Raw genomic sequence first — 25,339 nt, 5'->3', positions numbered from 1 at the left:
ACATCAGAGGAGGAAAGTAAAATGGCAAATAAGATTTTTTACCAGGAAGACTGTAATCTTGGATTATTAGATGGTAAGACAATTGCGATTATTGGATACGGAAGCCAGGGACATGCACATGCACTGAACCTTAAAGAGTCCGGATGTAATGTAATCATCGGCCTTTACAAAGGAAGCAAATCCTGGAAAAAAGCTGAGGAGCAGGGCTTCGAGGTATATACATCTGCTGAAGCAGCTAAAAAAGCAGATATCATCATGATCCTGATCAACGATGAGAAACAGGCTGCACTTTACAAGAACGATATCGAGCCGAACCTTGAGGAAGGCAACATGCTTATGTTCGCTCATGGCTTCAACATTCATTTCGGATGCATCAAACCACCAGCATATGTTGATGTTACAATGATCGCTCCGAAAGGACCTGGACACACAGTAAGAAGCGAGTATCAGGCTGGTAAAGGTGTTCCTTGTCTGATCGCTGTAGAGCAGGATGCTACAGGTAAAGCTCAGGATATCGCACTTGCATATGCACTTGGAATCGGCGGAGCAAGAGCTGGTGTTCTTGAGACAACATTCCGTACAGAGACAGAGACAGACCTCTTCGGTGAGCAGGCTGTACTTTGCGGTGGTGTTTGCGCACTTATGCAGGCTGGTTTCGAGACACTTGTTGAAGCTGGTTATGACCCAAGAAACGCATACTTCGAGTGTATCCATGAGATGAAACTGATCGTTGACCTGATCTATCAGTCAGGATTCGCCGGAATGAGATATTCTATCTCCAATACAGCTGAGTATGGCGATTACATCACAGGACCGAAGATCATCACAGAGGATACAAAGAAAGCAATGAAGAAAGTTCTTTCCGATATCCAGGATGGTACATTCGCAAAAGAGTTCTTACTCGACATGTCCGATGCAGGTGCACAGGTACACTTCAAGGCTATGAGAAAATTAGCTGCTGAGCATCAGTCTGAGAAAGTCGGCGAGGAGATCCGTAAACTCTACAGCTGGAACGGCGAGGATAAGCTTATTAATAACTAAGCAAAATTTATTGCAGGCGCAATAAATTTTGCGCTACTCGAACGAAGCGCAGCGAAGTTTGAGTCAAAAAAGTCACACACGTAATACAGTGGTAGGAAACTTTTTTGAAATTTAGAATTCCCATCTGGTCGCAATGATCAGATGGGAATTTTTTTACATTCCTTTATTTATCCGGATGCTCTGTTTCATCATCAAAAAATGGCGCGATCAAAGCCGAATCAGCATCTTTCTGTCTGCATACAAACCCGATCTCACGCAGCGGAAAAGAAAATCCTACCGGTACTTCCACCAGAGTTCCTTCTTCAAGCTCTTTTTTTACAAAATCACGGATCACACATGCAATCCCAAGACCAATTTCCGCAAACTGGATCAGAAGATCCATAGTTGTTACTTCCAGAATATGACTTAATTCCACATGATGTTCTTTCAACTGAGTGTTCACGGTCTGACGTGTAATATTGTCCTCATCCAGCATCATGAAAGTTGCTGCCTGGATCAGAGGTTCATCCGGATAGAGCTTTTTCTGATTTTCCAGATACTGCTGTGTACAGACAAAGGTATCCTGGATTTTCAAAAGAGGCTGAAAATAATATCCCCGAAGCTTCTGCGGCCGTCCGATGAGTCCCAGATCGATTTTTTCCTCATCCAGAAGCTGCAGCGTCTGATAAGTAGACTGGCAGGAAATTGTGATACGTACATGAGGAAAACGTGCAATATAGTTTTCCAGGTGGGAGAGCAGTACATATCTGGTAAGAGTAGAACTGGCGCCCAGACGCAGCTTTGGAATGTCCCGGGAACGGTTATGGCGAATGGAATTTTCTCCTTCATCCAGAAGTGAAAGAGCTTCTTTTACTTTTTCAAAAAGAAGCTCGCCGTCCGGAGTCAGAGTGACACCCCGGGAACTGCGTTTAAAAAGAACGGTATCCAGATTCTGCTCCAGCTTCTGGATCGCCTTGCTGATAGCAGGCTGACTGATATAAAGGTCCCGGGAACTGTGGGAGATACTGCCGGTACGTGCTACCGTATAAAAAATATGATAAAGAGACAGATTATCCTGCATGCAAAACCTTCCTTTCGAAAAATAGTAAGGTAATAAAGGTAATAAAAAAATCCGAAGTCATCAGACCTCGGAAACCTTAGCTGTTATAATATTTATGATGTTCAATCGGGGCAACAGGATTTGAACCTGCGACCTCACGGCCCCCAGCCGTGCGCGCTACCAAGCTACGCCATACCCCGCAACGCATATAACTATAACATAAACGAATTGTAAATGCAACCATTTTTTGAGGAGAAAGATGGTTATAGGGATGAAATAAAGAGTGTGATCCCTTGATACTTTCATAGGCTTCACACTCTTTACATGATATGATCAGGCTGTCTGTATTGTGTTACCTGGGTCAGGTAAAATACCTCTTCCCTGAAGTACAACGACAAGAGTTTCTGTTGTGTCCTGTAAATTTTTGATATCTTTTCGGATATCTCGTTCTGCAAGCTTAACATCCAGTGAAAGGTCGTCCAGGCGTTTTCTGTTGGTATCACATTTCAGATCGATCATTTCAAGTCTGTTTTCTACCCGGTTGAAGCGGGCATCTATTTCATCAAAACGAACATCCATAGCATCAAGACGAGCGTCGATACCGTCAAAACGAACATCCATAGCATCGAGACGAGCGTCGATACCGTCAAGACGAACATCCATAGCATCGAGACGAGCGTCGATACCGTCGAGACGAGTATCCACTGCATCCAGTCTGGCGTCGATACCATCTAATCGGTTATTTATATTGCCCAGCTGGACATTGATCGGGTTTATCATACCGGCTAATAATTCCAAATCTTTCTGATCTAGCATATGCGCATCCTCCTATAAAAATTGTACCGCATATTTCTCTGTGCGGATATTGTATCATGTTTCGAGTGTGAAGTCTATGAAATTATCAAAGAACAAAATGGGCAGGAACAATAAGTTCTTAACTAGTGTAATATATATAATAAGAAAAAACAAGACATATTTTTATATCTTTAATAATAATAGAAAATGCAGGCGAACTACCTGAAGAATAAAAAAGGAGGCCGGGAGTTGTGCTGACTCCCGGCAAAAAAGTATGAAAAAGAAAAAGATTGTTTAGCATTTGCTATCTACAGTTAATAATATAGTAAAAAAATGTGTGCATTGTGTGAAAGGAAAATGAAGAGAATGTGAAAACTGCCGCTTAATGTTAAATTAAGCGACAGTGATTTTTTCGGATTATTCTGTTGTTTGATCCAAGATTTTGAACCATATGTAATGATAACATCCGCTTTAATGCTTGTCAAGCGATCTGAAACTGCCATAGCGGTCCAATTATGTCGCTTTTTGTGCCGTTTTATGCAGCTTTTTATGTAAGTATAATTCGTTCGGCGGAGGATGTCCTGTGAAATTATACCAGTTTATTTAATTTTTCAATAATTTCTGTAAGTTCTTCTCTGAAATATCCGCCGAAGCTTACCAGCGCACGTAATGGCATGGAGTCGGTCATGGCTTCTGTCATTTCTTCAGTGATAGCTTCGGAAGCGGCTTCAGAAGAGGACTCTTCACCAACGTTCATGGCTGAGATATATTTTGCTGTCAGTTCTTTTGCTGTTTCGCTTGTTTTCGGGTTGCGGAACAGTTCGCCCAGGGTGGTGTTCATATGAACATGCATCGGAAGCTCCTGGCTGCTGTTCAGATGGATCCTGCCTTCAAGATGGATATCTCTGGAAGATGTACCGACAAGGAGCTTATATTCGCCGCTGGCTGCGAACCAGTCGTGAAGCTCCGTATTGTACCATGCGAAGCTTCTCTTGTCCAGCTCCATGGTTACTGTTTTGGTTTCGCCTGGATTCAGGAAAACCTTTTCGAAGCCCTTGAGCTCTTTTTCCGGACGGATCGCGGAACTGGTACAGTCTTTGACATAGAGCTGTACGACTTCTTTTCCTGCCATATTTCCTGTGTTTGTTACATCAACCGAAACGGTGATGGTGTCTTTGTCTGTAGGATTTTCATTGGAGATCTTCAGGTCGCTGCAGGCAAAGGTAGTGTAGGAGAGTCCATAGCCAAACGGATATGCTACATCCATTTCTTTTGTATCGTAGTAGCGATAGCCTACGAATACGCCTTCATGGTATTCAACCTTTTCACCGCCGCCGAAGTTCAGGTAGGATGGATTGTCGGAGAGCTTGAGCGGCATTGTCTCGGCAAGCTTGCCGCTGGGATTTACTTTTCCGTAAAGGATGTTTGCGACAGCGGTACCGCCTGCCTGACCGCCGAGGTATGCTTCCAGAAGGCCTTTTATATCATTGAGCCATGGCAGCTCCACGGGGGAACCGTTGTGGAGGACGATCACGGTATTCGGCTGTACTTTAAGGATCTCAGCAATGAGACGGTTCTGGCATTCAGGAAGCCTCATGTGGGAACGGTCGTATCCTTCAGATTCAAAGCTGTCCGGAAGTCCGGCGAAGATCACAACCTTGTCAGCGGCGGCAGCAGTTTTGATCGCTTCAGCTGCAAGTGCGTCATCGTAGAGATTTTTGTCTGCAGGAAAACCTTCTGCATAAGTAACCTGTGCATCGGAAGGAACGGAATCCAGTGCGTTTGTGATCTTGAAGCAGTTGATATGAGAGCTTCCGCCGCCCTGGAAACGAGGCTTCTTTGCAAAACCACCGATGAAAGCAATTTTCTCGGATGCTTTCAGAGGGAGGATCTGCTCATCGTTTTTCAGAAGAACCATAGATTCTTCGGCAATGTGGCGTGCTTCTTCATGGTCTTTTTCCATGGTGAATTCCTGCGGTGTCCGGTTGTCTGCATATTCAAAAATTATGCGTAGAATGCGTTCAACAGCCTGGTCAAGAATGTCTTCCTTGAGGGAACCGTCTTTTACGGCCTGTACGATGAGGGCATCGTTGACCCCATTGGAGGAAGGCATTTCCAGCTCAAGACCTGCCTCAAGACCTTTGACGCGGTCATTGACTGCACCCCAGTCGGACATTACATAGCCCTTGAAGCCCCAGTCGCCGCGGAGAACATCTGTGAGAAGCCATTTATTCTCAGATGCGAAAGTGCCATTGATCTGGTTGTAGGAGCACATGAAGGTGTATGGCTGAGCTTTTTTTACTGCGGTTTCGAATGCAGGGAAATAGATCTCACGTAAAGTGCGCTCATCAGCCTCGGAAGAATTACTCATGCGGTGATATTCCTGGTTGTTTGCTGCAAAGTGCTTGATAGAGGTTCCTACATGCTGGGACTGTACTCCGTTTATAAAAGCGGCTGCGATCTCACCTGCGAGATATGGATCCTCGGAATAATATTCGAAGTTTCTTCCGCAGAGAGGAGAACGTTTGATGTTTACGGCCGGTCCGAGAACTATGGATACATCGTTGGCCTGAGCTTCTTTTCCGATGGTTTTGCCCATTTCTTCCACCAGCTTGCGGTCAAAGGAGCAGGCGCTTAAAGCGGCCGGTGGGAAGCAGACAGCTTTGATGCTGTCATTCATTCCAAGATGATCGCCCTTGTCATCCTGCTTACGAAGTCCGTGAGGGCCGTCGCTGACCATTACTTCCGGGATCCCCAAGCGTTCCACATGTTTCAGATGCCAGAAATCAAGACCTGAGCACATGCCGGCTTTTTCTTCCAGTGTCATCTGGCTTACGATTTTTTTCAGATCACGTTTCATTAAAAATACCTCCGAAATGTTTTTCTTACTATGAACTATAGCATGTTTTGCTGGTAAAATATAACAAAAATTTGTTAAAAATAAAAAAATATTGCAGTTTAGCCGAATCAAGTAAGTTCCCTGCTTCAATTGCGAATATCCGCATGACCCTCACATTTTCAGGAATATAAAAACGATATGCAGGTCGATTGACAGAGCGGTGAGAGATATCTTTTTCTGGCTTTTGTGGGAAGAGTGTAGTAATATAGGTAGGAATAATGACAGAGCTGCCGGACAGAAGAATGGTCGACTGTCTGGCTTATGTGAAAGGACTTATAATGAAAGACATCATATCAAGTATTATTACAAGTGTACTGACAGCTTTGTACCAGCCATTTTGGTTTTCTGTGATCCTGTCTGTGATGGTACTGTTTTTTTATCTCTTTGCCTACCATAATGAGACAGGTGGAAGGGGAATCAGGGGAGCTTTTTCCGTGTGGTGGCAGTATTTCAGAGGAAATGCTTTTTTTCGGAAGCTGTTTTTTCTGACCTTTTATACAACCATGATTTTGTTTCGCACGCTGCTGAACCGGGATATGTGGATGAATCCCCTTTCGGATGTGATGGCGAACTGGTGGATCTGGAAATATGGAGAGGATGGTACCAGATATCTCACAACTGAGTGTATTGAGAATCTGATGCTGTTCATTCCGTTCACGATCCTGCTGTTCTGGACCGCAGGAAAGAAAATATTGAAAAAAACAACATTCTTGAATATTGTGTGGACCGGACTTAAGATTACCTTTGTATTCTCACTGTCCATTGAACTTCTGCAGCTTTTCCTGAGGCTTGGGACGTTCCAGGTTTCTGATCTGACATATAATACTCTTGGAGGAGGTATTGGCGGGGCTGTGTACTGGATTGGTCATCAGCTTTCAGTCAGGCGGGGAGCCGAATAATGTCTGCCGTAGATAGCAGGAAGACAGAGAAAAGAATCAGCCCGGATTGCTGTTCGTGAGTGATGCACTGAAATTTTTGCACGGTGCATCGCTAAAATTTCGTTGACAAATCTTCCATAACGTGTTAACCTAATACCAGTTTCAAAAAGAAAATGCGTAGATGAGGAATAGTACACAAGAGAACGGAGCACAGAGAGCTGCTGGCCGGTGAGAAGCAGCGGAAGGGATTTGTGGAACTCGCCTCGGAGCATCTGCCTGAAATCTTTATATATTATATAAGAGAGTAGACGCAGACGGTGTCCGCCGTTATCCGGAGAGGATATAAGGATGTATATACATTCCGTATCTGTCAAGTGTGTGAATTTTTATTCATGAAATAAGAGTGGTACCGCGTAGGACAGCAGTTGTCTTTCGTCTCTTGCAGAATCTGCAGAGTCGGAAGATTTTTTTATGTCTTTATATCAAAAACAGAAACCAAAGAGAAATTTTAATGGAAACAGAAAGTGGAGGAAAACAAAATGATGACACCATCCAAGTACAAACGTCAGTATTACATGCCGCCGGTGAAATGTATGAAATGGGCGGAGAAAGAATATGTGGATAAGGCCCCGATCTGGTGCTCTGTAGACCTTCGTGACGGAAATCAGGCACTTGTGATCCCGATGAGCCTGGAGCAGAAAGTGGAATTTTTCAAGCTTCTTGTAAAGATTGGTTTTAAAGAGATCGAGGTTGGATTTCCGGCTGCTTCTGAGACAGAGTATGAGTTTCTCCGTACGCTGATCGAGCAGGATCTGATCCCGAAGGATGTAACGATCCAGGTGCTGACTCAGGCAAGAGAGCATATTATCCGTAAGACTTTTGAAGCTGTTAAAGGCGCCCCAAAAGCGATCGTTCATGTATACAATTCCACATCCGTATCTCAGAGAGAGCAGGTATTCAAAAAATCAAAAGAGGAGATTCTGAAGATCGCAGTAGATGGCGCTGCACTTCTGAAAAAGCTGGCTGATGAGACAGAAGGCAATTTTCAGTTTGAGTACAGCCCGGAGAGCTTTACGGGAACAGAGCCTGAGTATGCGCTGGAGGTGTGCAATGCGGTTCTGGATGTATGGCAGCCCACTGCAGATAACAAAGCGATCATCAACCTGCCTGTTACTGTTGAGCATTCTATGCCGCATGTGTATGCAAGCCAGGTGGAATACATGTGTAATAATCTGAAATACCGTGAAAACGTGATCGTTTCTCTTCATCCGCACAATGACCGTGGATGTGGCGTTGCAGATTCTGAGATGGGTCTTCTTGCGGGTGCTGACCGAATTGAGGGAACTTTGTTCGGAAATGGTGAGCGTACCGGTAATGTGGATATTGTAACACTTGGTATGAATATGTATTCCCAGGGTGTGGACCCGAAGATTGATTTTTCTGATATGCCGCATATTTGTGAGGTTTATGAGAAATGTACCGGAATGCAGATCTATGAAAGAAGTCCGTACAGTGGAGCTCTTGTATTTGCTGCATTTTCCGGATCTCATCAGGATGCCATCGCAAAGGGTATGCACTGGAGAGAGAACGGAGATCTGGAGCACTGGACTGTTCCGTATCTGCCGATCGATCCGACAGATGTGGGAAGAAACTACGACGCAGATGTTATCCGTATCAACAGCCAGTCCGGAAAGGGCGGTGTAGGCTATATACTGGAGACAAAGTTTGGCCTGAACCTTCCTCCGAAAATGCGCGAGGCTATGGGCTATGCAGCCAAAGCAGTGTCCGATCACAAGCACAAAGAGCTTCATCCGGACGAGATCTTCAGTCTGTTCAAATCTACCTTCGAAAATGTGGTTGAACCATACAGCATCAGTGAGGTTCATTTCCAGCAGAAGGAAGACGGCATCGTAACACGGGTTACTTCTACATTCCGTGGAAAAACCATCGTTACAGAGGCTTCCGGAAATGGTCGTCTGGATGCGGTAAGCAATGCACTGAAGAAAGCTTACGAACTGAAATACACACTGGAGACTTATCAGGAGCATGCTCTGGAGCAGAGTTCTTCCTCCAAGGCTATCGCTTATGTGGGAATCCGTAAACCGGATGGAACGCTTGCCTGGGGAGCGGGTGTTGATCAGGATATCATCCGTGCCTCTATTGATGCACTGGTAACTGCGATCAACAATCGATAAGCATCCGGTTCCGGATAGGTTTACAAAAAATGAGAAGCTGCCATAAAACGCAGCTTCTTTTTTTGCCGTGCAGATGCTATAATAGTGCGGAATGTGAAAATAACAGTGAGTAAGAGGGATATTATGAAAAATAAGAAAAAAAACAGAAGCTCATACAGCCTGTCTGCAGAGCTGAAAAACGCTCTGAAATATCTGCTGATATGGGGAATGATCTTGATCTTTTCCGCATATCTGCTTAGTGATTCGGAGATCCTCGGAAATGTAAAGCAGCAGGCAAGACCGGATACCTGGTCTATGATCGGTGCGGGAGGAAGCTTTGAAGAGGAGTTTACCTGCAAAACGAACCGTCTGTCCGGTGTGGAGCTTTTTCTTTCTACAGAGAGTGCATCGGTTGCTGGAACGTTTCAGATAACGCTGTATCAGAATGAAAGGGAGATCCAGAGCTGGCAGGCCAGCAGACTGACCATATCGTCGGGGGATACCACGTATTTCCGGCTTGACCAGAAGCTTACGGAATGTAAGGGGCAGAAATTCCGGATCGTTTTAGATGGCGCAAAAGGGGATACCGGAGTGGCTGCAGGGTTGGTGAGCCAGAAGGATGATACACAGACACTTGCCTATCGGATCATTTCCAGGCCATTTCCAAAATCACTGGTGTTTCTGGTGATTGGAGCGGCGGCAGCTGTGATGCTGGTGATCTTTGCATTTCTGAAACGCAGACAGCTCCGGGCAGAAGTGGTGTTTGCCGTTGTTTATATTTTTATGAGTATCTGTACGCTGGCGGCGGTTCCGGCCTTTAATTCGCCGGATGAGTACAGCCATTATCTGAGAAGCTATGAGGTTTCCAGAGGATATCTGACGTCGGAAGGCAACGGAGGAAACGACTTATTCTCATATGGAAGGACGTTTAACAGTGGTCTGGTTCCGGAATTTTCCGCCAAGGATCATGTATCATTATGGGATATCGGAGAGAATGCAGATCAGCGTATCGACCGGGAAAAAACACAGTTTTACGGATTTGGAAATACAGCCTTGTATGCACCTACTTCGTATCTTCCCCAGGCAGTAGGGATCCGCATTGCAGATCTGTTTACGGACCGGCCGATGGTTCTTGCCTATGCGGGAAGGATCGCCAATATGCTTATGTTTGGACTGCTCTTTTTCTTTGCCATTCGTCTGACGCCTGTTGGGAAAAATTTCCTCGTACTTCTGGGGCTGGTACCTGTGAATATCCAGTCAGCAAATTCCATGTCAGCAGATGCCCTTGCCCTGGCTCTGACGGTTGCTCTGGCTGCTTTTGTATTGGCCATGCGATATAAACAAAAAGAAGTTATGAGTGTAAGACAGCTGATATGGATGTACGTACTGACCGGATTTCTGTGTCTTTGCAAAGTGGTTTACATGCCGTTTTGCCTGCTCCTGTTCTTGATTCCGAAAGAACGGTTTAAAAGCAGGAAAAATTACTGGTTTCATGTGGTCTGTGCAGGAGCTGTGATCCTGATCTTAAGTTTCGGCTGGCTGGCCATTGCGTCCCGATATCTCTGTGAGTCACAGCCAGGTGTGGATACAGCTGCACAGCTTGTGGGGATCCTGAAGGATCCGGCTGCCTTTGTCCTGACTTTTGTGCGGAGCCTGGATAATTTTGGTGTGACCTATCTTACAGAAATGATAGGAAGTAATCTTGGATGGCTGAACATTCCTGTCTGTGCCCTGCTGGCAATGGGATATCTTTTGATCCTGGTCCTTCAGGTTTCCGGGAATGATGATATGTCGGGAATCCGTCTGGATCTTCCGGTAAAGAGCATTCTGGGAGGAGTCAGTCTCCTGGTATTTGCGCTGATCTTTGTAACGTTATACGGACAGTGGACAGCCTATGGCTACGATAAGATCCTGGGTGTGCAGGGACGGTATTTTCTGCCGCTTCTTTTTCCACTGATCCTTGCGCTGAAGCCCAAACGGTTTGCCGAAGGAGCCGGGGAAACACCATGGGGACTGTTTCTGGGAGCCTGGAGTATCGATCTGTGTGTTTATGCGACACTTTTCGTGCAGGCCCTGTGCCGTTTTGCATAAGGTGTCGGATCTGGTCGAGCAAAAATCCTTGACTGACTGAAAACAAAATATTATAATCAAATCTGTAAATAACAGAGGAAAAAACTGTTCTGAAAAAGGATAAACAGGCAGATAGAAGTACGATTTCCGGAAAGTGGGTGTACAACATTGGAAGGAGATGGAGACGCTATCTGCCTTTTTTTCTGAAATGAAATACGGCATGAGTGTGGATAACTCTGCGGTTTTATGTGGATTTTATGTGGAATACATGTGGATAAGGTGTGGATAAAACACAAATACCGCCGTTGAAGCGTTAAATACGGGAAAAAGCTTGACATATTCAATATTATTAAATATAATTTTCCCATACATTACAAAAATGTTACAAACATGTAAAGGAAATCGTAATGATCCGTATTTATCCGGGAAGCGATGATAATGGGGGCTGTGATATCGCATCGGAGGATTATGGGCTGTTACAGAAAATGAAACGCAAGGAATGAGATTATGAAAGTTGAGAAAGATTTACGCGAGGCTGACGGAGTGCAGGATGAACGTAGAAATGGAAAAACCGGAGGAAATTCCGCGCGCAGTTTTGCAGTGCTGACATTATGTGCAGTTTTGGCGATGGTTATTTCTCTGGGGACAAGGACATTTGCAGAAAGTGAGGGAGGCAGGGTTTATGCAGCTTCAGATGGAGGAGAGAGCTCTCCCTATGAAGAGGTTGCTGTTCCTACCGGGATCGCAGGTGTGGTTTCAGGAGTTACGGATACACCATTATCCGGAAGCACGGTTACAAGGATCGGAAGTTCCTGTGAGCAGGTGATCGTAGGCCAGAGAGTACAGAAAGTAACCAATACTGCTGCAGATCTTAATGTAAGCTCCTCTATGGAAAACAAAGTAAATGAACTTGATGCAAGGTCGATCACACTGGCAGAAAATCCCACACTGATGTCAGATGAAGACTATGATACACTTCTGAGGATCGTGGAGGCAGAAGCAGGAAGTGAAGATATCAAGGGCCGTGTTCTGGTGGCCAATGTCATCATGAACCGTGTAAAAAGCGAAGATTTTCCGAATACGGTGACAGAGGTTGTCTGGGATAACAGTGACGGCGTTCCACAGTTTTCACCGACCTATGATGGCAGGATCAATGAAGTTGCAGTTTCCGATGAAACAAGGGAAGCGGTCAAGCAGGCGCTGAAGGGTACGGATTATTCTGAAGGTGCACTGTTCTTTATCCAGAAATCTGCAGCAGAGGAACATAATGTGAAATGGTTTGAAAAGGACCTGAAGAGGCTCTTTAAATACGGGGTCCATGAATTTTATACATATAAATAGGAAGAACTGATGCAGTACAGAAGGAACCAACCGCCGGCAGAAACAGACCGGCGGTTTCTTTTTATCCGAAAGCTGTGAATATCTGTCTGATCACAGGGGGGGATTGGGCAAGACAGATTCTTTTTTAAAAGTGGTGGCATTTTCCATAATTCCATGCTATAATGTGATAACGTTGAAAAGAAAACGAATATCTTACAATAGAAAGGCGGAACACCAATGCAGGTATTGTACAAGAGCACCAGAGGAAAAGAGCAGGCAGTTACAGCGTCTATGGCCATACTTAAGGGCCTTTCTGAGGACGGCGGACTGTTCGTGCCTGAAAGCATTCCACAGCTGGATGTACCAATGGACAAGCTGGCACAGATGACCTACCAGGAGACAGCATATGAGGTAATGAGCCGTTTCCTTACAGATTTTACCGAGGATGAGCTTAAGAACTGTATCAACAAAGCATACGACAGCAAATTTGATACAGAAAAGATCGCGCCTCTTCATGAAGCGGACGGGGCATATTTCCTGGAACTGTTCCATGGCGCGACCATTGCATTTAAGGATATGGCACTTTCCATTCTTCCGCATCTGATGACAACTGCAGCGAAGAAGAATAATGTTAAGAATGAGATCGTGATCCTTACCGCAACATCAGGAGATACCGGTAAAGCTGCCATGGCAGGCTTTGCAGATGTGCCGGGAACGAAGATCATTGTATTTTATCCGAAGCATGGTGTCAGCCCGATCCAGGAGAAACAGATGGTAACTCAGAAGGGTGCCAACACTTATGTGGTAGGTATTACCGGTAACTTTGATGATGCCCAGACTGCAGTTAAGAAGATGTTCAATGATCATGAGCTGGCAGCAGAGCTGGATCAGGCAGGCTTCCAGTTTTCTTCTGCAAACTCTATCAACATCGGTCGTCTTGTTCCTCAGATCGTATATTATGTATATGCCTACGCATCACTGGTACGCGACGGCAGGATCAAAGACGGACAGGAGATCAATGTGGTAGTTCCTACCGGAAACTTCGGAAATATCCTTGCTGCATACTATGCGAAACAGATGGGACTTCCGATCCACAAGCTGATCTGTGCATCGAATGAGAACCGTGTTCTTTATGATTTCTTCCGCACAGGAACCTATGACAGAAAGAGAGATTTCATCCTTACGACATCTCCTTCCATGGATATCCTGATCTCCAGCAATCTGGAAAGACTGATCTATCGTCTTACCGGAGAAAATGCTGAAAAATGTGCAGAGCTTATGAAATCCTTAAGTGAGGGCGGCGAATATACCATTACTGACGATATGAAAGCACAGCTTGTTGATTTTTATGGTAATTTCTGTAGTGAAGATGAGACTGCACAGGCCATCAGTGATATCTACAAAAACAGCAATTATGTGATCGATACGCATACTGCAGTTGCAGCCGGCGTATATAAGAAGTATGTAAGTGAGACAGCGGATCATCTTCCGACAGTGATCGCCTCTACTGCAAGTCCGTATAAATTCACAAGAAGTGTTATGGAAGCACTTGGTGAGGAGCATAAAGATCTGGATGATTTTGGCCTTGTAGACGCATTAAGTGCGCTTTCCGGAGTACCTGTTCCACGTGCAGTTGAAGAAATCCGTACTGCCCCGGTTCTTCATGACAGGGTGGTAGATGCAGTGGATATGCCGGCAGCAGTAAAGGATATCCTTAAGATCAAATAATAATTGATAATAAAATCAGTAAGAAAATGTATTTTCTGTTGAAAAAGCACAAATACTGGTTTATAATAAAAACAACGAAAACCGAATCCTGGAATGTTCGATCCCCCTTTTCTTTTTGAACCTACATTGACATTTTGGGAATCCAAAATCGCAGGTTGGATGTCAGACCTCACGTCGTGGTAGGCAGAAGACACTGTTGAGGATACCCACCTAGCATCTGCTAGGCGTCAAAAATAAGGGAACGGCATCCCGGGATTAATCGGTTAAAGACATAGAGCCGGTTAGTGGCTCTTTTTTCATATATGGGAGGAATTAAAACATGAGTGTTTCTGAAAGGAAATTTGGGGCACTTCCTACAGGAGAAGAAGTAAAAATCTATCATCTTGAGAATAAAAAAGGTGCCTATGCGGAAGTGCTTCAGTATGGTGCGATCCTGGTGAAGATATGTGTTCCGGATAAGAACGGAGATCTGAAGGATGTGGTCCTTGGATATGACGATATCCGGGGATATGAGATTAATGGATGCTTTTTCGGTGCGATCATTGGAAGAAGTGGAAACCGTATCGAGAATTCCAGATTTTTTATTGATGATAAAGAAGTGGTTCTTGCAGAGAATGAGAATCATAACAATCTTCACAGCGGTCCGGATGGTTTTGAGAAAAAGCTGTGGGAGGTAAAAGAAATTTCCCAGGAGAAGAACAGCGTGGATTTCTTCCGCATCAGTCCGGATGGAGAGAACGGATTTCCGGGAGAATTTTCCATTGTTGTGAAATATGAATTCACAGAGGAAAACGAACTGAAGATTTTTTACAGAGGACGCTCTGATGCAGCTACCGTTGCCAATATGACCAACCATTCTTATTTTAATCTGAATGGAGAAGGCAGCGGAGATGTGCTTGACCAGGAAGTATGTATTCATGCGAAGTATTTTACACCGGTAAAAGACAGCCAGTCCATTCCTACCGGTGAATATGCACCGGTGGCGGGAACACCGATGGATTTCAATGTTTCCAAACCAATCGGCAGAGACATTGAGGCGGACTTTGAACAGCTGAAGTTTACAGGCGGTTATGACCATAACTATGTAACCGATAATTATGCAAAGGGCAATGTCCGTTCGATCGCTACTGCATACTGCAGGGAATCCGGTATCGGTATGGAGGTTTCCTCCGATTGCCCGTGTGTGCAGTTCTATGCAGGCAATTTTGTTAAGGATGAGAAGGGAAAGAACGGTCATGTTTATCATGAACGTTATGGATTCTGCCTAGAGACACAGGTGGAGCCAAATGCAGTCAATGTAGAGGATTTCCATTCTCCGATCCTGCTTCCCGGTGAAGAGTACAGCTCTGAAACGGTTTACCGTTTCTTTGTGAAATAACAGACAAACAGAATTAAAAGAGGTGCGAGAAGGCAATGCAGATACGTGTGGCAGAAGAGAGAGATGCAGCAACACTTTTAGAGATTTATTCCTACTATGTAGAAAAAACTGCGATCACATTTGAATACGAAACACCTTCCATAGAAGAGTTTACGCAGCGAATCCATGATATAAAGGTGAAATATCCGTATATTGTGGCAGAAGAGAAGGGAGAGATCCTGGGATATGCCTATGGTTCGGCGTTTCACCCGAGGGCTGCTTATGGCTGGTGTGCGGAGATGTCTGTTTATGTGAGACATGACCGGCGGGGCAGCGGTGCAGGAGGCAGACTCTATCGAGCCTTGGAGAGTCTTCTTGCAGAGATGGGAATTCTGAACCTGAACGCCTGCATTGCAGTTGCACCAAAAGAAGATGAATACCTGACCAGTGCCAGTGTGGATTTTCATAAACATTTCGGTTATAAGCGTGTGGGAGAGTTCCACAGATGCGGCTATAAGTTTAACCGTTGGTATAATATGGTATGGATGGAAAAGATGATAGGCGAACATAAGAGCCTGCAGCCGGAAGTAAAGCTTTTTCCGGAAATCCAGGATAAGATCGGATTTGAACGTTTTTCCTGGTGAAAAAAGAAACCTGAGGGAGGTCAGCATGGACGAGGAAAAGAAAAATATAATCCAGCTCATGCTGGGATTTGTGCGCAGGGCAAACGGAGATCATGTCAGTGCATATGCGGCCCAGGCAGCGTATTTTCTGATCATGTCTTTTATCCCGTTTATACTGTTTCTTACAACGCTGATCCGTTATACACCGTTAAGCTATAATGTTGTCAGGGATGCCATCATCGGGTTTGTGCCCGGAAATCTGCAGACCTTTGTGCTGAGCATTGTGGTAGAAGTATACAAAAGAAGTACAGCCATCGTGCCGTTGTCTGCGCTGATGGCACTCTGGGCGTCCGGAAAGGGAATGCAGGCGATCACCAATGGCTTAAATACCATTTATCATGTAAAGGAAACCCGAAACTGGCTGATGACCCGAATCTATTCGGTTTTTTATATGCTGTTGTTTGTGCTGGCGATCATTGTCACTCTTCTGGTCCTGGTTCTTGGTAATCGGATCCAAGTAGCTGCACAGAGAACCATTCCGATTCTCGGGAGGCTGCTGGCCAAGGTTATAGGGGCCAGGACATTGCTTGTATTTGCCGTGCTGTTTGCAGTGTTTCTGGTCCTTTATAAAGTGCTTCCAAACCGAAAGGCAACCTTTAAAAGCCAGCTTCCGGGTGCATTTATGATCGCAGTGGCATGGATGATATTTTCCTATGGATTTTCCCTGTATTTTGAATTTTTTCCGAGTTTTGGAAATATGTACGGAAGTCTGACTGCGCTGATCATGGTAATGCTGTGGCTGTATGTGTGTATGAACCTGCTTCTTTACGGGGCGGAGATCAATGCCTACTTCGAAAATGAATTCCGAAAGGCCCAGAGATCTGTAAAAACACTTCTTTCCAAGAAAGAAAATGAAAAAAACAGTTCCAAAGAATCCTGACTTTGCGCTTGACAGAAGGCAGACCTTGTGGCATAGTATTAAAAGACAGAAAAGCTGTGAAGGTGTTTATAGAGGATCATTTTCTCACAGAGAAGGGAAGTCACCGGCTGTAAGCTTCCCCGGGTTCAGATGGTTCTTGAATTTCCCACCGGAGCTTCCTCTCTGAAGTAACAGTAGGAGATGACGTAAGCTGCGCGTTAAGCAGACAAGAGGTGCCCGTGATCTTTTCATGGGAAACTGGGTGGTACCGCGGATATTCCGTCCCTTTTATAAGGGACGGTTTTTTTATTGCCCATATCTGGATCTTCGGGGTGGGCGGCGGATCATTTGATCATTTTAATTAAAGGAGAAATAGACCATGGATATGAAAGAAAGACTTCAGGAACTGGCTGAAAATGCCAGAAAACGGATCGAGGAATCCGAGGGCCTGGATAAGCTGAATGATGTGCGTGTTGCATATCTTGGAAAAAAAGGTGAGCTTACTGCAATCTTAAAAGGTATGAAGGATGTTGCTCCGGAAGAACGTCCGAAGGTTGGACAGCTTGTCAATGAGACAAGAGCTAAGATCGAAGAACTTCTGGAAGCCTCCAAAAAGGATTTCGAGGAGAAGGTCCGTGAGGAAAAAATGAAGGCAGAAGTGATCGATGTAACACTTCCTGCAAAGAAAGCGAAGATCGGTCATCGCCATCCGAATACTATCGCTCTGGAAGAAGTTGAGCGTATTTTCATCGGAATGGGCTATGAGGTTGTGGAAGGTCCGGAGGTTGAGTATGCGGACTACAACTTTACAAAGCTGAATATTCCGGAGGATCATCCGGCAAGAGATGAGCAGGATACATTCTTTATCAATGATTCCATTCTGCTCCGTTCCCAGACATCACCGGTGCAGGCACGTGAGATGGAAAAAGGCAAGCTTCCGATCCGTATGATCGCACCTGGCCGTGTATTCCGTTCTGACGAGGTAGATGCAACACATTCACCTTCCTTCCATCAGATCGAGGGCCTTGTTATTGATAAGAACGTTACGTTTGCAGATCTTAAGGGAACCCTTCAGGAGTTTGCAAAAGAGCTGTTCGGACCGGAGACAAAGACCAAATTCCGTCCGCATCATTTCCCGTTCACAGAGCCGAGCGCTGAGGTTGATGTTTCCTGCTTCAAATGCGGCGGAAAAGGCTGCCGTTTCTGTAAAGGTTCCGGCTGGATCGAAATCCTTGGCTGTGGTATGGTTCATCCGAATGTTCTCCGTATGTGCGGGATCGATCCGGATGAGTATACAGGATTTGCCTTTGGTGTAGGTCTGGAGCGTATCGCACTTCTGAAATATGAGATCGATGATATGCGTCTTCTCTATGAGAACGATAGCAGATTCCTGAAACAGTTCTAAAACAGTGAACACGGATCATGAGTATCCGTCTGACAGTAAATATAGAAAAAAGAAGGGACAACCAAAATGAATACTTCATTATCTTGGATTAAAACATATGTGCCGGATCTGGATGTAACGGCGCAGGAATATACAGATGCCATGACCTTAACAGGCACAAAGGTAGAGGGCTTTACAGAGCTGGATGCAGATCTCGATAAGATCGTGATCGGCCAGATCGATAAGATCGAGAAACATCCGGATGCAGATAAGCTGATCATCTGCCAGGTAAATATCGGAACTGAGAGTGTGCAGATCGTAACAGGCGCTCCAAATGTAAAAGAAGGAGATAAAGTTCCGGTTGTTCTTGATGGCGGACGTGTTGCAGGCGGCCATGATGGAAAAATGACTCCCGGAGGGATCAAGATCAAAAAAGGCAAACTCCGTGGCGTTGAGTCCTTTGGTATGATGTGCTCTATCGAGGAACTTGGAAGCACCAGAGAAATGTATCCGGAAGCACCAGAATACGGAATCTATATTTTTCCTGAGGACGCAGTTGTGGGTGAGAGCGCTGTTAAGGCACTTGGCCTTGACGATGTGGTATTTGAGTATGAGATCACTTCCAACCGTGTAGACTGCTACGGTGTTCTTGGAATCGCAAGAGAGGCAGCAGCAACCTTCCAGAAGAAATTCTGCCCGCCGATTGTAGAGGTTAAGGAAAATGATGAGAAAGCTTCCGATTATGTAAAGGTTACTGTAGAGGATCCGGAGCTTTGCCCGCGTTACTGCGCAAGAGTTGTAAAAAATGTCAAGATCGGTCCGTCCCCGAAGTGGATGCAGAGATGTCTGGCTTCCAATGGAATCCGCCCGATCAACAACCTGGTTGATATCACAAACTATGTAATGGAAGAGTTTGGACAGCCAATGCATGCATATGATCTGGATACCATCGCAAATCAGGAGATCGTTGTACGCCGTGCAGGAAAAGATGAGAAATTCGTCACACTGGATGGCCAGGAGCGTATCATGGATGAGAACGTTCTGATGATCTGTGACGGTGAGAAGGCTGTCGGCATCGCAGGTATCATGGGTGGAGAGAATTCCATGATCACAGACGATGTAAAAACGGTTCTTTTTGAGGCGGCGTGCTTCGATGGAACCAGCATCCGTCTTTCTTCCAAGAGGATCGGACTTCGTACAGATGCATCCGGTAAATTTGAGAAGGGTCTTGACCCGAACAATGCACAGGCTGCAATTGACCGTGCATGCCAGCTGATGGAAGAGCTTGGTGCAGGTGAGGTTGTAGGCGGAATGGTTGATGTCTGCAGCGAGACAAGAGAGCCATCCAGAGTAAAATTTGAGCCTGAGAAGATCAACAAGCTTCTTGGAACCAGCCTTACAAAAGAAGAGATGATCGATTATCTTGGACGTGTAGAACTGGCTTATGATGAAAAAACAGACGAGATCGTTGCACCGACATTCCGTCAGGATATCCACTGTAATGCAGATGTTGCAGAGGAGGTTGCAAGATTCTATGGCTATGATAAGATCCCGATGACACTTCCTACAGGAGAGGCTACTACAGGTAAGCTGCCATTTAAGCTTCGTATCCAGGAGGTTGCAAGAGATATCGCAGAATACTGCGGATTCTCAGAGGGAATGTCCTATTCTTTCGAAAGCCCGAAGGTATTTGACAAGCTTTGTATTCCTGAGGACAGTGATCTTCGTAAAGTCATCACCATCAGCAATCCTCTTGGAGAGGACTACAGTATCATGCGTACAAGCACACTGAACGGTATGCTGGCATCCCTTTCCACAAACTATAACAGACGTAATAAAGATGTTCGTCTTTACGAGCTTGGAAATATCTATCTTCCGAAGTCCCTTCCGGTTACAGAGCTTCCGGATGAGCGTACCATGTTTACACTTGGAATGTACGGAAAAGGCGATTTCTTTGATATGAAGGGTGTATGCGAGGAGTTCTTCGAGAAGATCGGAATGAAGAAAAAGGTTACCTACGATCCAAACAGCGGAAAACCATTCCTTCATCCGGGAAGACAGGCTAACATGATCTACGAGGGTAAGGTAGTTGGATACTTAGGTGAGGTTCATCCGGCTGTTGCAGATAATTACTCTATCGGAGAAAAAGCATATATCGCAGTGATTGACATTCTGGATGTTCTGGAATTTGCTGGTTTCAACCACAAATATACAGGAATTGCCAAATATCCGGCTGTAACTCGTGACCTGAGCCTTGTAGTTCCCCATGCAGTTCTCGCAGGACAGATTGAGGAGATTTTTGATCAGAGAGGCGGAAATATTCTTGAGAGTTATCAGCTGTTCGATATCTACGAGGGCGCACAGATTGAGAAAGGTTTCAAATCCATGGCTTATTCTCTGGTATTCCGTGCCCATGACAAGACTCTTGGTGAAAACGAGATCTCCGCAGCAATGAAAAAGATCATGAATGGTCTTAACGGACTTGGAATCGAGCTGAGAAGCTGATGCTGATCTACATTGTAAGACATGGCCTGACTGAGTGGAATAAATTAAAAAAGCTTCAGGGGGCAGCGGATGTACCTCTTGCGAAGGAAGGGATCCTTCTTGCAGAAAAAACCGGAGAAGCTCTCCGTAATGTGAAGTTTGATATCTGTTTTACAAGTCCGCTCTCAAGGGCAAAACAGACAGCAGAATATGTTCTGGGGAAACGTGATGTTCCGATCATACCGGATAAGCGGATCCAGGAGATCGATTTTGGTGTGCTGGAGGGTGATCAGGTAAGAGATGCAGAGGGCAATTATATCGATCCGCAGATCGAGACTTTTTTCCGTGATCCGGTAAATTTTAAACGACCGGAAAAGGGCGAGGATATTTTTGATGTGATCACCAGGACAAAGGATTTTTGGGATGAAATAACATCAGATCCGACTCTTGCGGATAAAACAATTCTTGTTGCCTCTCATGGATGTGCAGTCCGTGCTCTTCTTCAAAATGTAGATCCTGATCCGAAGAATTTCTGGAGAGGCTCCGTGCCGCCAAACTGCTGTGTTAATCTTGTGGAAGTAAAGAATGGAAAGACAACGCTTCTGGAAGAAGATAGAGTTTATGCATAGAAAATAATGAGAAACGCAGAATAACTGTAATGGCTGTTCTGCGTTTCTTTTTTTGCTTGTTTTTATTGGTGAAATTTCACAGGTTATGATTGACTAATTGAGATAAAATGAGATAAAATATATAAAGGCGATGAATAATTCAGAAAAATAAAAGTTAAACTTTACTAATTATATAAAGATGCAGAATTGTGTTGGAATTATATGAAATCATTTAACCAAGTGCGGATTGCGAATATCCGCCTACGGATAGAGGATAATTACTGATAGTGATGTGATATATGGAATGGGGTGAGTATATGCAGTCATTAAATGAGACAAAAGCAGGGGAAAGCTACACGATCAAGTGGATGACCGGAATGCCGGAGACTATGGAACAGATCAGGCAATATGATGTCAGTGAAGGAAAGACCGTACAGATCATAAGCAGGATACTTGGCGGAGTGATCGTAGGTGTTTGCGGACGCAGGATCCTGATCAGCGATGATGCAGCCTGCCGTATAAAAGTATAAATAAAAGTATAAATAGAAAAAAGACGAAAGGACAATTCTTTTGGCGAAGGAATTGTCCTTTCTGGTTGTTTTAGGGAAGATGTTATGATAGTATGGGAACAAAAGAGTAACTTTTTTCAAAAATAAAGACAGGGGAGGCATATTATGGGAAAAAAGTTTATGAATACAGTGCTGTTTCTGGCAGTAACAGTGGCCGCGGCAACCCTGACTGCTTATGTTGGAAAAGGCTCCGGGAATGTGTTGCTTTATAATTTTACATTTCTGGGACTTATGCTGATCATATACGCAGTGGGGCTTTTTGCAGGTTTATATCGGATGGATAACCTGTCAAGAGCACTGAAGCATGGCTCTGGTGAGATCACAGAAGTGTTTCAGCTTCCGGGAAGAGCCAGAAAAGAAGAGATTGGGCAGCTGCGAGGGATTTTCGGTGACCGCTATCTCGACAAAAAGATGGATGATTTTGTTGACAGCATCAGCAGAACGGAAGAAGGGATCGCTGAAGTAGAGGATTTTGTGAATATTGAGGATGTAGATGTACATATCCACAAGAGACTCCTTGAGATGGCTCCGGACATTTTTACAAGCCTTGGTATCCTTGGAACATTTATCGGTCTTGTGTGGGGACTTAAGAACTTCCAGCCCACAGATTATGAAGTGATGACAAGCTCGGTATCCGCTCTTGTAGATGGTATCAAAGTTGCGTTTTTGACTTCCATTTATGGAGTTGCACTTTCTGTTGTGTACACATTTGGGATGAAAAGCGGATATTCTGCGATGTCCCAGGCGATGCAAGATTTTCTGGATCGTTTTCACGCACTGGTGCTCCCTACTGCGGAGAATGAGTCCTGGAATCTCCTTGTTTCCAGCCAGAAGACACAGACAGAAGCCATGAAACAGATGGCGGAACAGTTTTCAGTGCAGATGGCAGATAGCTTTGAGAAAGTGATCACACCTACTTTTCAGAAGATGAATGATTCTCTGGACGTTCTTACCGCATCTGTGACAAAAGGGCAGCAGGATGCGATCCGGGAGATCCTGGATACGTTTTTAAGCGAGATGCATGGTTCCTTTCAGATGCAGTTTGAAGATTTTAATGATGCTCTGGCAGAACTTAAGAAAGCGCAGAAGGAGAATACAGAATATACATCAGAATTGTACAAGACCATGAGCAGTCAGCTGAGTGAAACTTTTACGAAGCAGGAACGTGCCATGAAGGATGCCATTAAGGAAATCGATGAGATGCAGAGCAGTTATATGAAGACTGCAGATCGTATTATCCGGGATAATCAGATGATCCAGCAGCTGCAGAAACAGGATTACGAAAAGTTTGCCCGGCATATGCATGAAAATGAAAAAGAATCCGCAGATCTCTGGAAAAACTGCAATGCATCTATGCGCCAGTATGTGGACAGTGCTGCAGAAGGGATGAAAGCAGTTGCGGATTCCAATAGGATCAGCGAGGAGCTTCTTCGTGAAGATAAGAAGATGATCGAAGATTTTGAAGCCAGAGTGAAAGAATTTACCGAGAGCCAGAAGATGGTCAACAGTGTTCTGGATGAGGTGCGCAGGCTTCTTTCTGAGATCAAGACGGCAAAAAATAACCGTGATATCCATCTGATCGCCGGACAGCCCTGGGGCTATGGAAGCAATGCCGGTATCCAGGAACTGAAGGACAAGCTGACGGGGCTGGAGGATCTTCTGGAAGGACAGGGTGCAAGACAGGAAGCGCTGCTGGATGAGATCGAGCGCAGTATCCGTGAGGCAACGAAGGCAGCACAGAAAAGCCGTTTTGGTTTATTTAAATAAGAGAGGAATTGTCAATGCGCAAAAAAAGAAAGCCGGAGGAGCATGGGTTTAATGTCTGGCGTTCTTATTCGGATATGATGGCAGGAGTTTTGCTGCTTTTTGTTCTGATCATGTGTGTGACACTTTTTCAGGCACAGAAGAGCTATCAGGACAGTCTGAAGGAACGGGATGAAAAAATCGCTCTTCAGGAAAAATATACAGAAGAGCTTCTGGAAAAACAGAATGCGCTGGATGAGCAGGCGGGGACATTAAAAAGCCAGGATGAGCAGATCAAGTCCAAGGACAAGCAGATCAAATCTCAGGATGAAGAATTGTCTTCTCTGGCGGAGAAGCTTGCCAAACAGCAGGAAACGCTTGAGGCGCAGCAGAAAAAGCTGGCCTCTCAGAAAAAGAAGCTTTCCAGCCAGCAGGATACATTGAAAGAGCAGCAGTCTGCGCTGGATGAAAAAACAGAGCTTCTGGAAGAGCAACAGGAGAAGATCGACAAGATCATCGGCGTGAAAGCGGAGGTTGTGGAAGCTTTGCAGAAGGAATTTGAGAAAAAGAACCTCAATGTGGATATTGATCCACAGACAGGTGCGCTGACGTTGAATGCCAATGTTATGTTTGATTATGATCAGGCAGAGCTTACCGATTCCGGTAAGATGACATTGTCTATGGTACTGCCGACATATTGTAAGGTATTGCTGGATGATTCCTATAAGAAATATCTTGGCGAGATCATTATTGATGGTTATACGGATACAGACGGAGATTACAGTTATAACCTGGAGCTGTCACAGAAGAGGTCTCTAGCGGTAGCGCAGTATCTTTTGGATATTAAGAGTGATTTTCTGAAGGATTCACAGGTTCAGGAACTGAAGGATTGTCTGACAGTGAATGGGCATTCCATGTCAGATCCGGTTTTGGATGCAGAAGGAAATGTAGATAAGGATGCGTCCAGACGTGTAGAGGTAAAATTCCGTTTGAAGGATGAAGAGATGATCCAGGAACTGAATAAGATCATGCAGGGAGATTCTGCAGAGTCCGACAGTGCTGCTCAGAAAAAAGAAAAGAATCAGAAAGAAAATCAGGATAATAAGCAGTAATAAAATATGGCTGCTTTATATTTTTTAAGGAGGATTGGGTATGAAAAGAAAACTGGCATTGATGCTGAAATGACGCTTCTGGCTGGCAGCCTGGATTCGGGAATGCTGGTCAGTGCAGCTGATTTTTCAGCAGAAGAGAGTGTGGAACAGGCAGTGGAAGAGGAGCTTTTTCCGGCTGTACATTCCTTTCTTCCATCCACATTCTGGATAATGGGGTGGTGGTAGAAGCAGGTGCATTTAAGCAATGTACAAGTCTTACCCGTATCCATATCCCTGCATCAATGGTTACACATGGTTATGTGGGTGAGAGTTCGGCGTATCCGGGAATTTTTGCGGGAGATACAGGGCTGACGACGGTCACCTTTGTGAAAGGGATCACAAAGATCGCCAAGTACAGAACTCGCCTTCGGCTCAGACAGCAGGCTCTGCCGCAATAACGCCATCTCCCGCAGCCCAAGTAGTAATCACCCCTCCTCCGCAGCAGCCCGGCTCAGCGTACCACCATAAATATCGAAGAATACAGGGACCAGATCGGCCCAGCGTACCACTATAAGTACCGAAGAATACAGAAACCAGATCGGCACAACGTTCCATTC

At 44.9% G+C, this 25,339-nt stretch carries 20 protein-coding genes, 1 tRNA gene, 1 other RNA gene and 2 other annotated features; of the genes, 18 read left to right on the top strand and 4 right to left on the bottom strand.

Annotation, left to right across the window (positions count from 1 at the left end; translation table 11 throughout):
* Window positions 1-21: 21 nt before the first annotated feature.
* Window positions 22-1,041 carry a ketol-acid reductoisomerase gene (ilvC, locus tag DW694_RS13660; protein WP_021652932.1) on the top strand — a complete coding sequence of 340 codons (1,020 nt, stop codon included), beginning with the start codon at window positions 22-24 and terminating at the stop codon, window positions 1,039-1,041.
* Between the two features lie 163 nt (window positions 1,042-1,204).
* Here ilvC and DW694_RS13655 read toward each other — a convergent pair whose 3' ends face one another.
* The 4 genes from DW694_RS13655 to DW694_RS13640 form a co-directional block, all read right to left on the bottom strand.
* A complete protein-coding gene (locus DW694_RS13655; protein ID WP_021652931.1) occupies window positions 1,205-2,101 on the bottom strand; it encodes a LysR family transcriptional regulator in 897 nt (298 codons plus the stop codon).
* Window positions 2,102-2,206: 105 nt separating this feature from the next.
* Window positions 2,207-2,280, bottom strand: a tRNA-Pro gene (locus tag DW694_RS13650).
* A gap of 133 nt (window positions 2,281-2,413) precedes the next feature.
* Window positions 2,414-2,896, bottom strand: coding sequence for a hypothetical protein (locus tag DW694_RS13645; RefSeq protein ID WP_092070733.1), 483 nt, complete (start codon window positions 2,894-2,896; stop codon window positions 2,414-2,416).
* A 568-nt stretch (window positions 2,897-3,464) separates the two neighbouring features.
* Window positions 3,465-5,735 (bottom strand): glycoside hydrolase family 3 C-terminal domain-containing protein, encoded by a 2,271-nt coding sequence (locus DW694_RS13640; protein WP_118753193.1) that lies wholly within the window; start codon window positions 5,733-5,735, stop codon window positions 3,465-3,467.
* A gap of 257 nt (window positions 5,736-5,992) precedes the next feature.
* On the opposite strand from DW694_RS13640, the gene DW694_RS13635 reads away from it, so the two are divergent.
* From DW694_RS13635 to DW694_RS13555, 17 genes are all read left to right on the top strand, one after another.
* Entirely contained in the window at window positions 5,993-6,673 is a 681-nt protein-coding gene (locus tag DW694_RS13635; RefSeq protein WP_227589151.1) for a VanZ family protein, read from the top strand.
* A 148-nt stretch (window positions 6,674-6,821) separates the two neighbouring features.
* Window positions 6,822-7,095: a binding site (T-box leader), on the top strand.
* A gap of 96 nt (window positions 7,096-7,191) precedes the next feature.
* Window positions 7,192-8,847, top strand: a complete 1,656-nt coding sequence (locus DW694_RS13630) for a 2-isopropylmalate synthase (RefSeq protein ID WP_182465505.1) — start codon at window positions 7,192-7,194, stop codon at window positions 8,845-8,847.
* A gap of 123 nt (window positions 8,848-8,970) precedes the next feature.
* Window positions 8,971-10,917, top strand: coding sequence for a DUF2142 domain-containing protein (locus DW694_RS13625; protein ID WP_118753192.1), 1,947 nt, complete (start codon window positions 8,971-8,973; stop codon window positions 10,915-10,917).
* 486 nt (window positions 10,918-11,403) lie between these two features.
* Window positions 11,404-12,237 (top strand): cell wall hydrolase, encoded by an 834-nt coding sequence (locus tag DW694_RS13620; protein WP_118753191.1) that lies wholly within the window; start codon window positions 11,404-11,406, stop codon window positions 12,235-12,237.
* Between the two features lie 216 nt (window positions 12,238-12,453).
* On the top strand, window positions 12,454-13,944 hold the full coding sequence (thrC, locus tag DW694_RS13615) for a threonine synthase (RefSeq protein WP_059086358.1): 1,491 nt from the start codon (window positions 12,454-12,456) through the stop codon (window positions 13,942-13,944).
* An 82-nt stretch (window positions 13,945-14,026) separates the two neighbouring features.
* Window positions 14,027-14,204: non-coding RNA, 6S RNA (ssrS, locus tag DW694_RS13610), on the top strand.
* 59 nt (window positions 14,205-14,263) lie between these two features.
* A complete protein-coding gene (locus tag DW694_RS13605) occupies window positions 14,264-15,322 on the top strand; it encodes an aldose epimerase family protein (protein ID WP_118753190.1) in 1,059 nt (352 codons plus the stop codon).
* Between the two features lie 35 nt (window positions 15,323-15,357).
* A complete protein-coding gene (locus tag DW694_RS13600) occupies window positions 15,358-15,945 on the top strand; it encodes a GNAT family N-acetyltransferase (protein ID WP_118753189.1) in 588 nt (195 codons plus the stop codon).
* A 25-nt stretch (window positions 15,946-15,970) separates the two neighbouring features.
* Window positions 15,971-16,864, top strand: a complete 894-nt coding sequence (locus DW694_RS13595; RefSeq protein WP_059086355.1) for a YihY/virulence factor BrkB family protein — start codon at window positions 15,971-15,973, stop codon at window positions 16,862-16,864.
* Window positions 16,865-16,911: 47 nt separating this feature from the next.
* Window positions 16,912-17,133, top strand: a binding site (T-box leader).
* A gap of 95 nt (window positions 17,134-17,228) precedes the next feature.
* The gene (pheS, locus tag DW694_RS13590; RefSeq protein WP_044962388.1) at window positions 17,229-18,248 is read left to right on the top strand and encodes a phenylalanine--tRNA ligase subunit alpha; all 1,020 of its coding nucleotides are present in this window, start codon (window positions 17,229-17,231) and stop codon (window positions 18,246-18,248) included.
* A gap of 66 nt (window positions 18,249-18,314) precedes the next feature.
* Window positions 18,315-20,732, top strand: a complete 2,418-nt coding sequence (pheT, locus tag DW694_RS13585; RefSeq protein WP_015526758.1) for a phenylalanine--tRNA ligase subunit beta — start codon at window positions 18,315-18,317, stop codon at window positions 20,730-20,732.
* Window positions 20,732-21,340 (top strand): histidine phosphatase family protein, encoded by a 609-nt coding sequence (locus tag DW694_RS13580; protein WP_182465504.1) that lies wholly within the window; start codon window positions 20,732-20,734, stop codon window positions 21,338-21,340. The genes pheT and DW694_RS13580 overlap by 1 nt, the downstream gene beginning before the upstream one ends.
* A gap of 296 nt (window positions 21,341-21,636) precedes the next feature.
* Window positions 21,637-21,849, top strand: a complete 213-nt coding sequence (locus DW694_RS13575; RefSeq protein WP_044962386.1) for a ferrous iron transport protein A — start codon at window positions 21,637-21,639, stop codon at window positions 21,847-21,849.
* Window positions 21,850-21,993: 144 nt separating this feature from the next.
* Window positions 21,994-23,655 (top strand): MotA/TolQ/ExbB proton channel family protein, encoded by a 1,662-nt coding sequence (locus tag DW694_RS13570; protein WP_118753187.1) that lies wholly within the window; start codon window positions 21,994-21,996, stop codon window positions 23,653-23,655.
* Window positions 23,656-23,669: 14 nt separating this feature from the next.
* A complete protein-coding gene (locus DW694_RS13565; RefSeq protein WP_118753186.1) occupies window positions 23,670-24,743 on the top strand; it encodes an OmpA family protein in 1,074 nt (357 codons plus the stop codon).
* Window positions 24,744-24,749: 6 nt separating this feature from the next.
* Entirely contained in the window at window positions 24,750-24,968 is a 219-nt protein-coding gene (locus tag DW694_RS13560; protein WP_021652915.1) for a hypothetical protein, read from the top strand.
* Window positions 24,962-25,180, top strand: coding sequence for a leucine-rich repeat domain-containing protein (locus tag DW694_RS13555; protein WP_250789769.1), 219 nt, complete (start codon window positions 24,962-24,964; stop codon window positions 25,178-25,180). The genes DW694_RS13560 and DW694_RS13555 overlap by 7 nt, the downstream gene beginning before the upstream one ends.
* The last annotated feature ends 159 nt before the right edge of the window (window positions 25,181-25,339 follow it).

It is taken from the genome of Ruminococcus sp. AM26-12LB (assembly GCF_003480785.1).
Lineage (GTDB): Bacteria > Bacillota > Clostridia > Lachnospirales > Lachnospiraceae > Blautia_A > Blautia_A fusiformis.
The sequence above is the reverse complement of the archived record's forward strand: the minus strand, read 5'-3'. Positions and strand labels throughout refer to the sequence as shown.

Bases quoted from the DNA above. Each gene is read 5' to 3' on its own strand.
- DW694_RS13605 (WP_118753190.1), top strand. From the start codon at position 14,264: ATGAGTGTTTCTGAAAGGAAATTTGGGGCACTTCCTACAGGAGAAGAA.
- DW694_RS13575 (WP_044962386.1), top strand. From the start codon at position 21,637: ATGCAGTCATTAAATGAGACAAAAGCAGGGGAAAGCTACACGATCAAG.
- ilvC (WP_021652932.1), top strand. From the start codon at position 22: ATGGCAAATAAGATTTTTTACCAGGAAGACTGTAATCTTGGATTATTA.
- DW694_RS13630 (WP_182465505.1), top strand. From the start codon at position 7,192: ATGATGACACCATCCAAGTACAAACGTCAGTATTACATGCCGCCGGTG.
- DW694_RS13620 (WP_118753191.1), top strand. From the start codon at position 11,404: ATGAAAGTTGAGAAAGATTTACGCGAGGCTGACGGAGTGCAGGATGAA.
- pheS (WP_044962388.1), top strand. From the start codon at position 17,229: ATGAAAGAAAGACTTCAGGAACTGGCTGAAAATGCCAGAAAACGGATC.
- DW694_RS13625 (WP_118753192.1), top strand. From the start codon at position 8,971: ATGAAAAATAAGAAAAAAAACAGAAGCTCATACAGCCTGTCTGCAGAG.
- DW694_RS13570 (WP_118753187.1), top strand. From the start codon at position 21,994: ATGGGAAAAAAGTTTATGAATACAGTGCTGTTTCTGGCAGTAACAGTG.
- pheT (WP_015526758.1), top strand. From the start codon at position 18,315: ATGAATACTTCATTATCTTGGATTAAAACATATGTGCCGGATCTGGAT.
- DW694_RS13645 (WP_092070733.1), bottom strand. From the start codon at position 2,896: ATGCTAGATCAGAAAGATTTGGAATTATTAGCCGGTATGATAAACCCG.
- DW694_RS13560 (WP_021652915.1), top strand. From the start codon at position 24,750: ATGGCTGCTTTATATTTTTTAAGGAGGATTGGGTATGAAAAGAAAACT.
- DW694_RS13600 (WP_118753189.1), top strand. From the start codon at position 15,358: ATGCAGATACGTGTGGCAGAAGAGAGAGATGCAGCAACACTTTTAGAG.
- DW694_RS13580 (WP_182465504.1), top strand. From the start codon at position 20,732: ATGCTGATCTACATTGTAAGACATGGCCTGACTGAGTGGAATAAATTA.
- DW694_RS13640 (WP_118753193.1), bottom strand. From the start codon at position 5,735: ATGAAACGTGATCTGAAAAAAATCGTAAGCCAGATGACACTGGAAGAA.
- DW694_RS13595 (WP_059086355.1), top strand. From the start codon at position 15,971: ATGGACGAGGAAAAGAAAAATATAATCCAGCTCATGCTGGGATTTGTG.
- thrC (WP_059086358.1), top strand. From the start codon at position 12,454: ATGCAGGTATTGTACAAGAGCACCAGAGGAAAAGAGCAGGCAGTTACA.
- DW694_RS13565 (WP_118753186.1), top strand. From the start codon at position 23,670: ATGCGCAAAAAAAGAAAGCCGGAGGAGCATGGGTTTAATGTCTGGCGT.
- DW694_RS13655 (WP_021652931.1), bottom strand. From the start codon at position 2,101: ATGCAGGATAATCTGTCTCTTTATCATATTTTTTATACGGTAGCACGT.
- DW694_RS13635 (WP_227589151.1), top strand. From the start codon at position 5,993: ATGACAGAGCTGCCGGACAGAAGAATGGTCGACTGTCTGGCTTATGTG.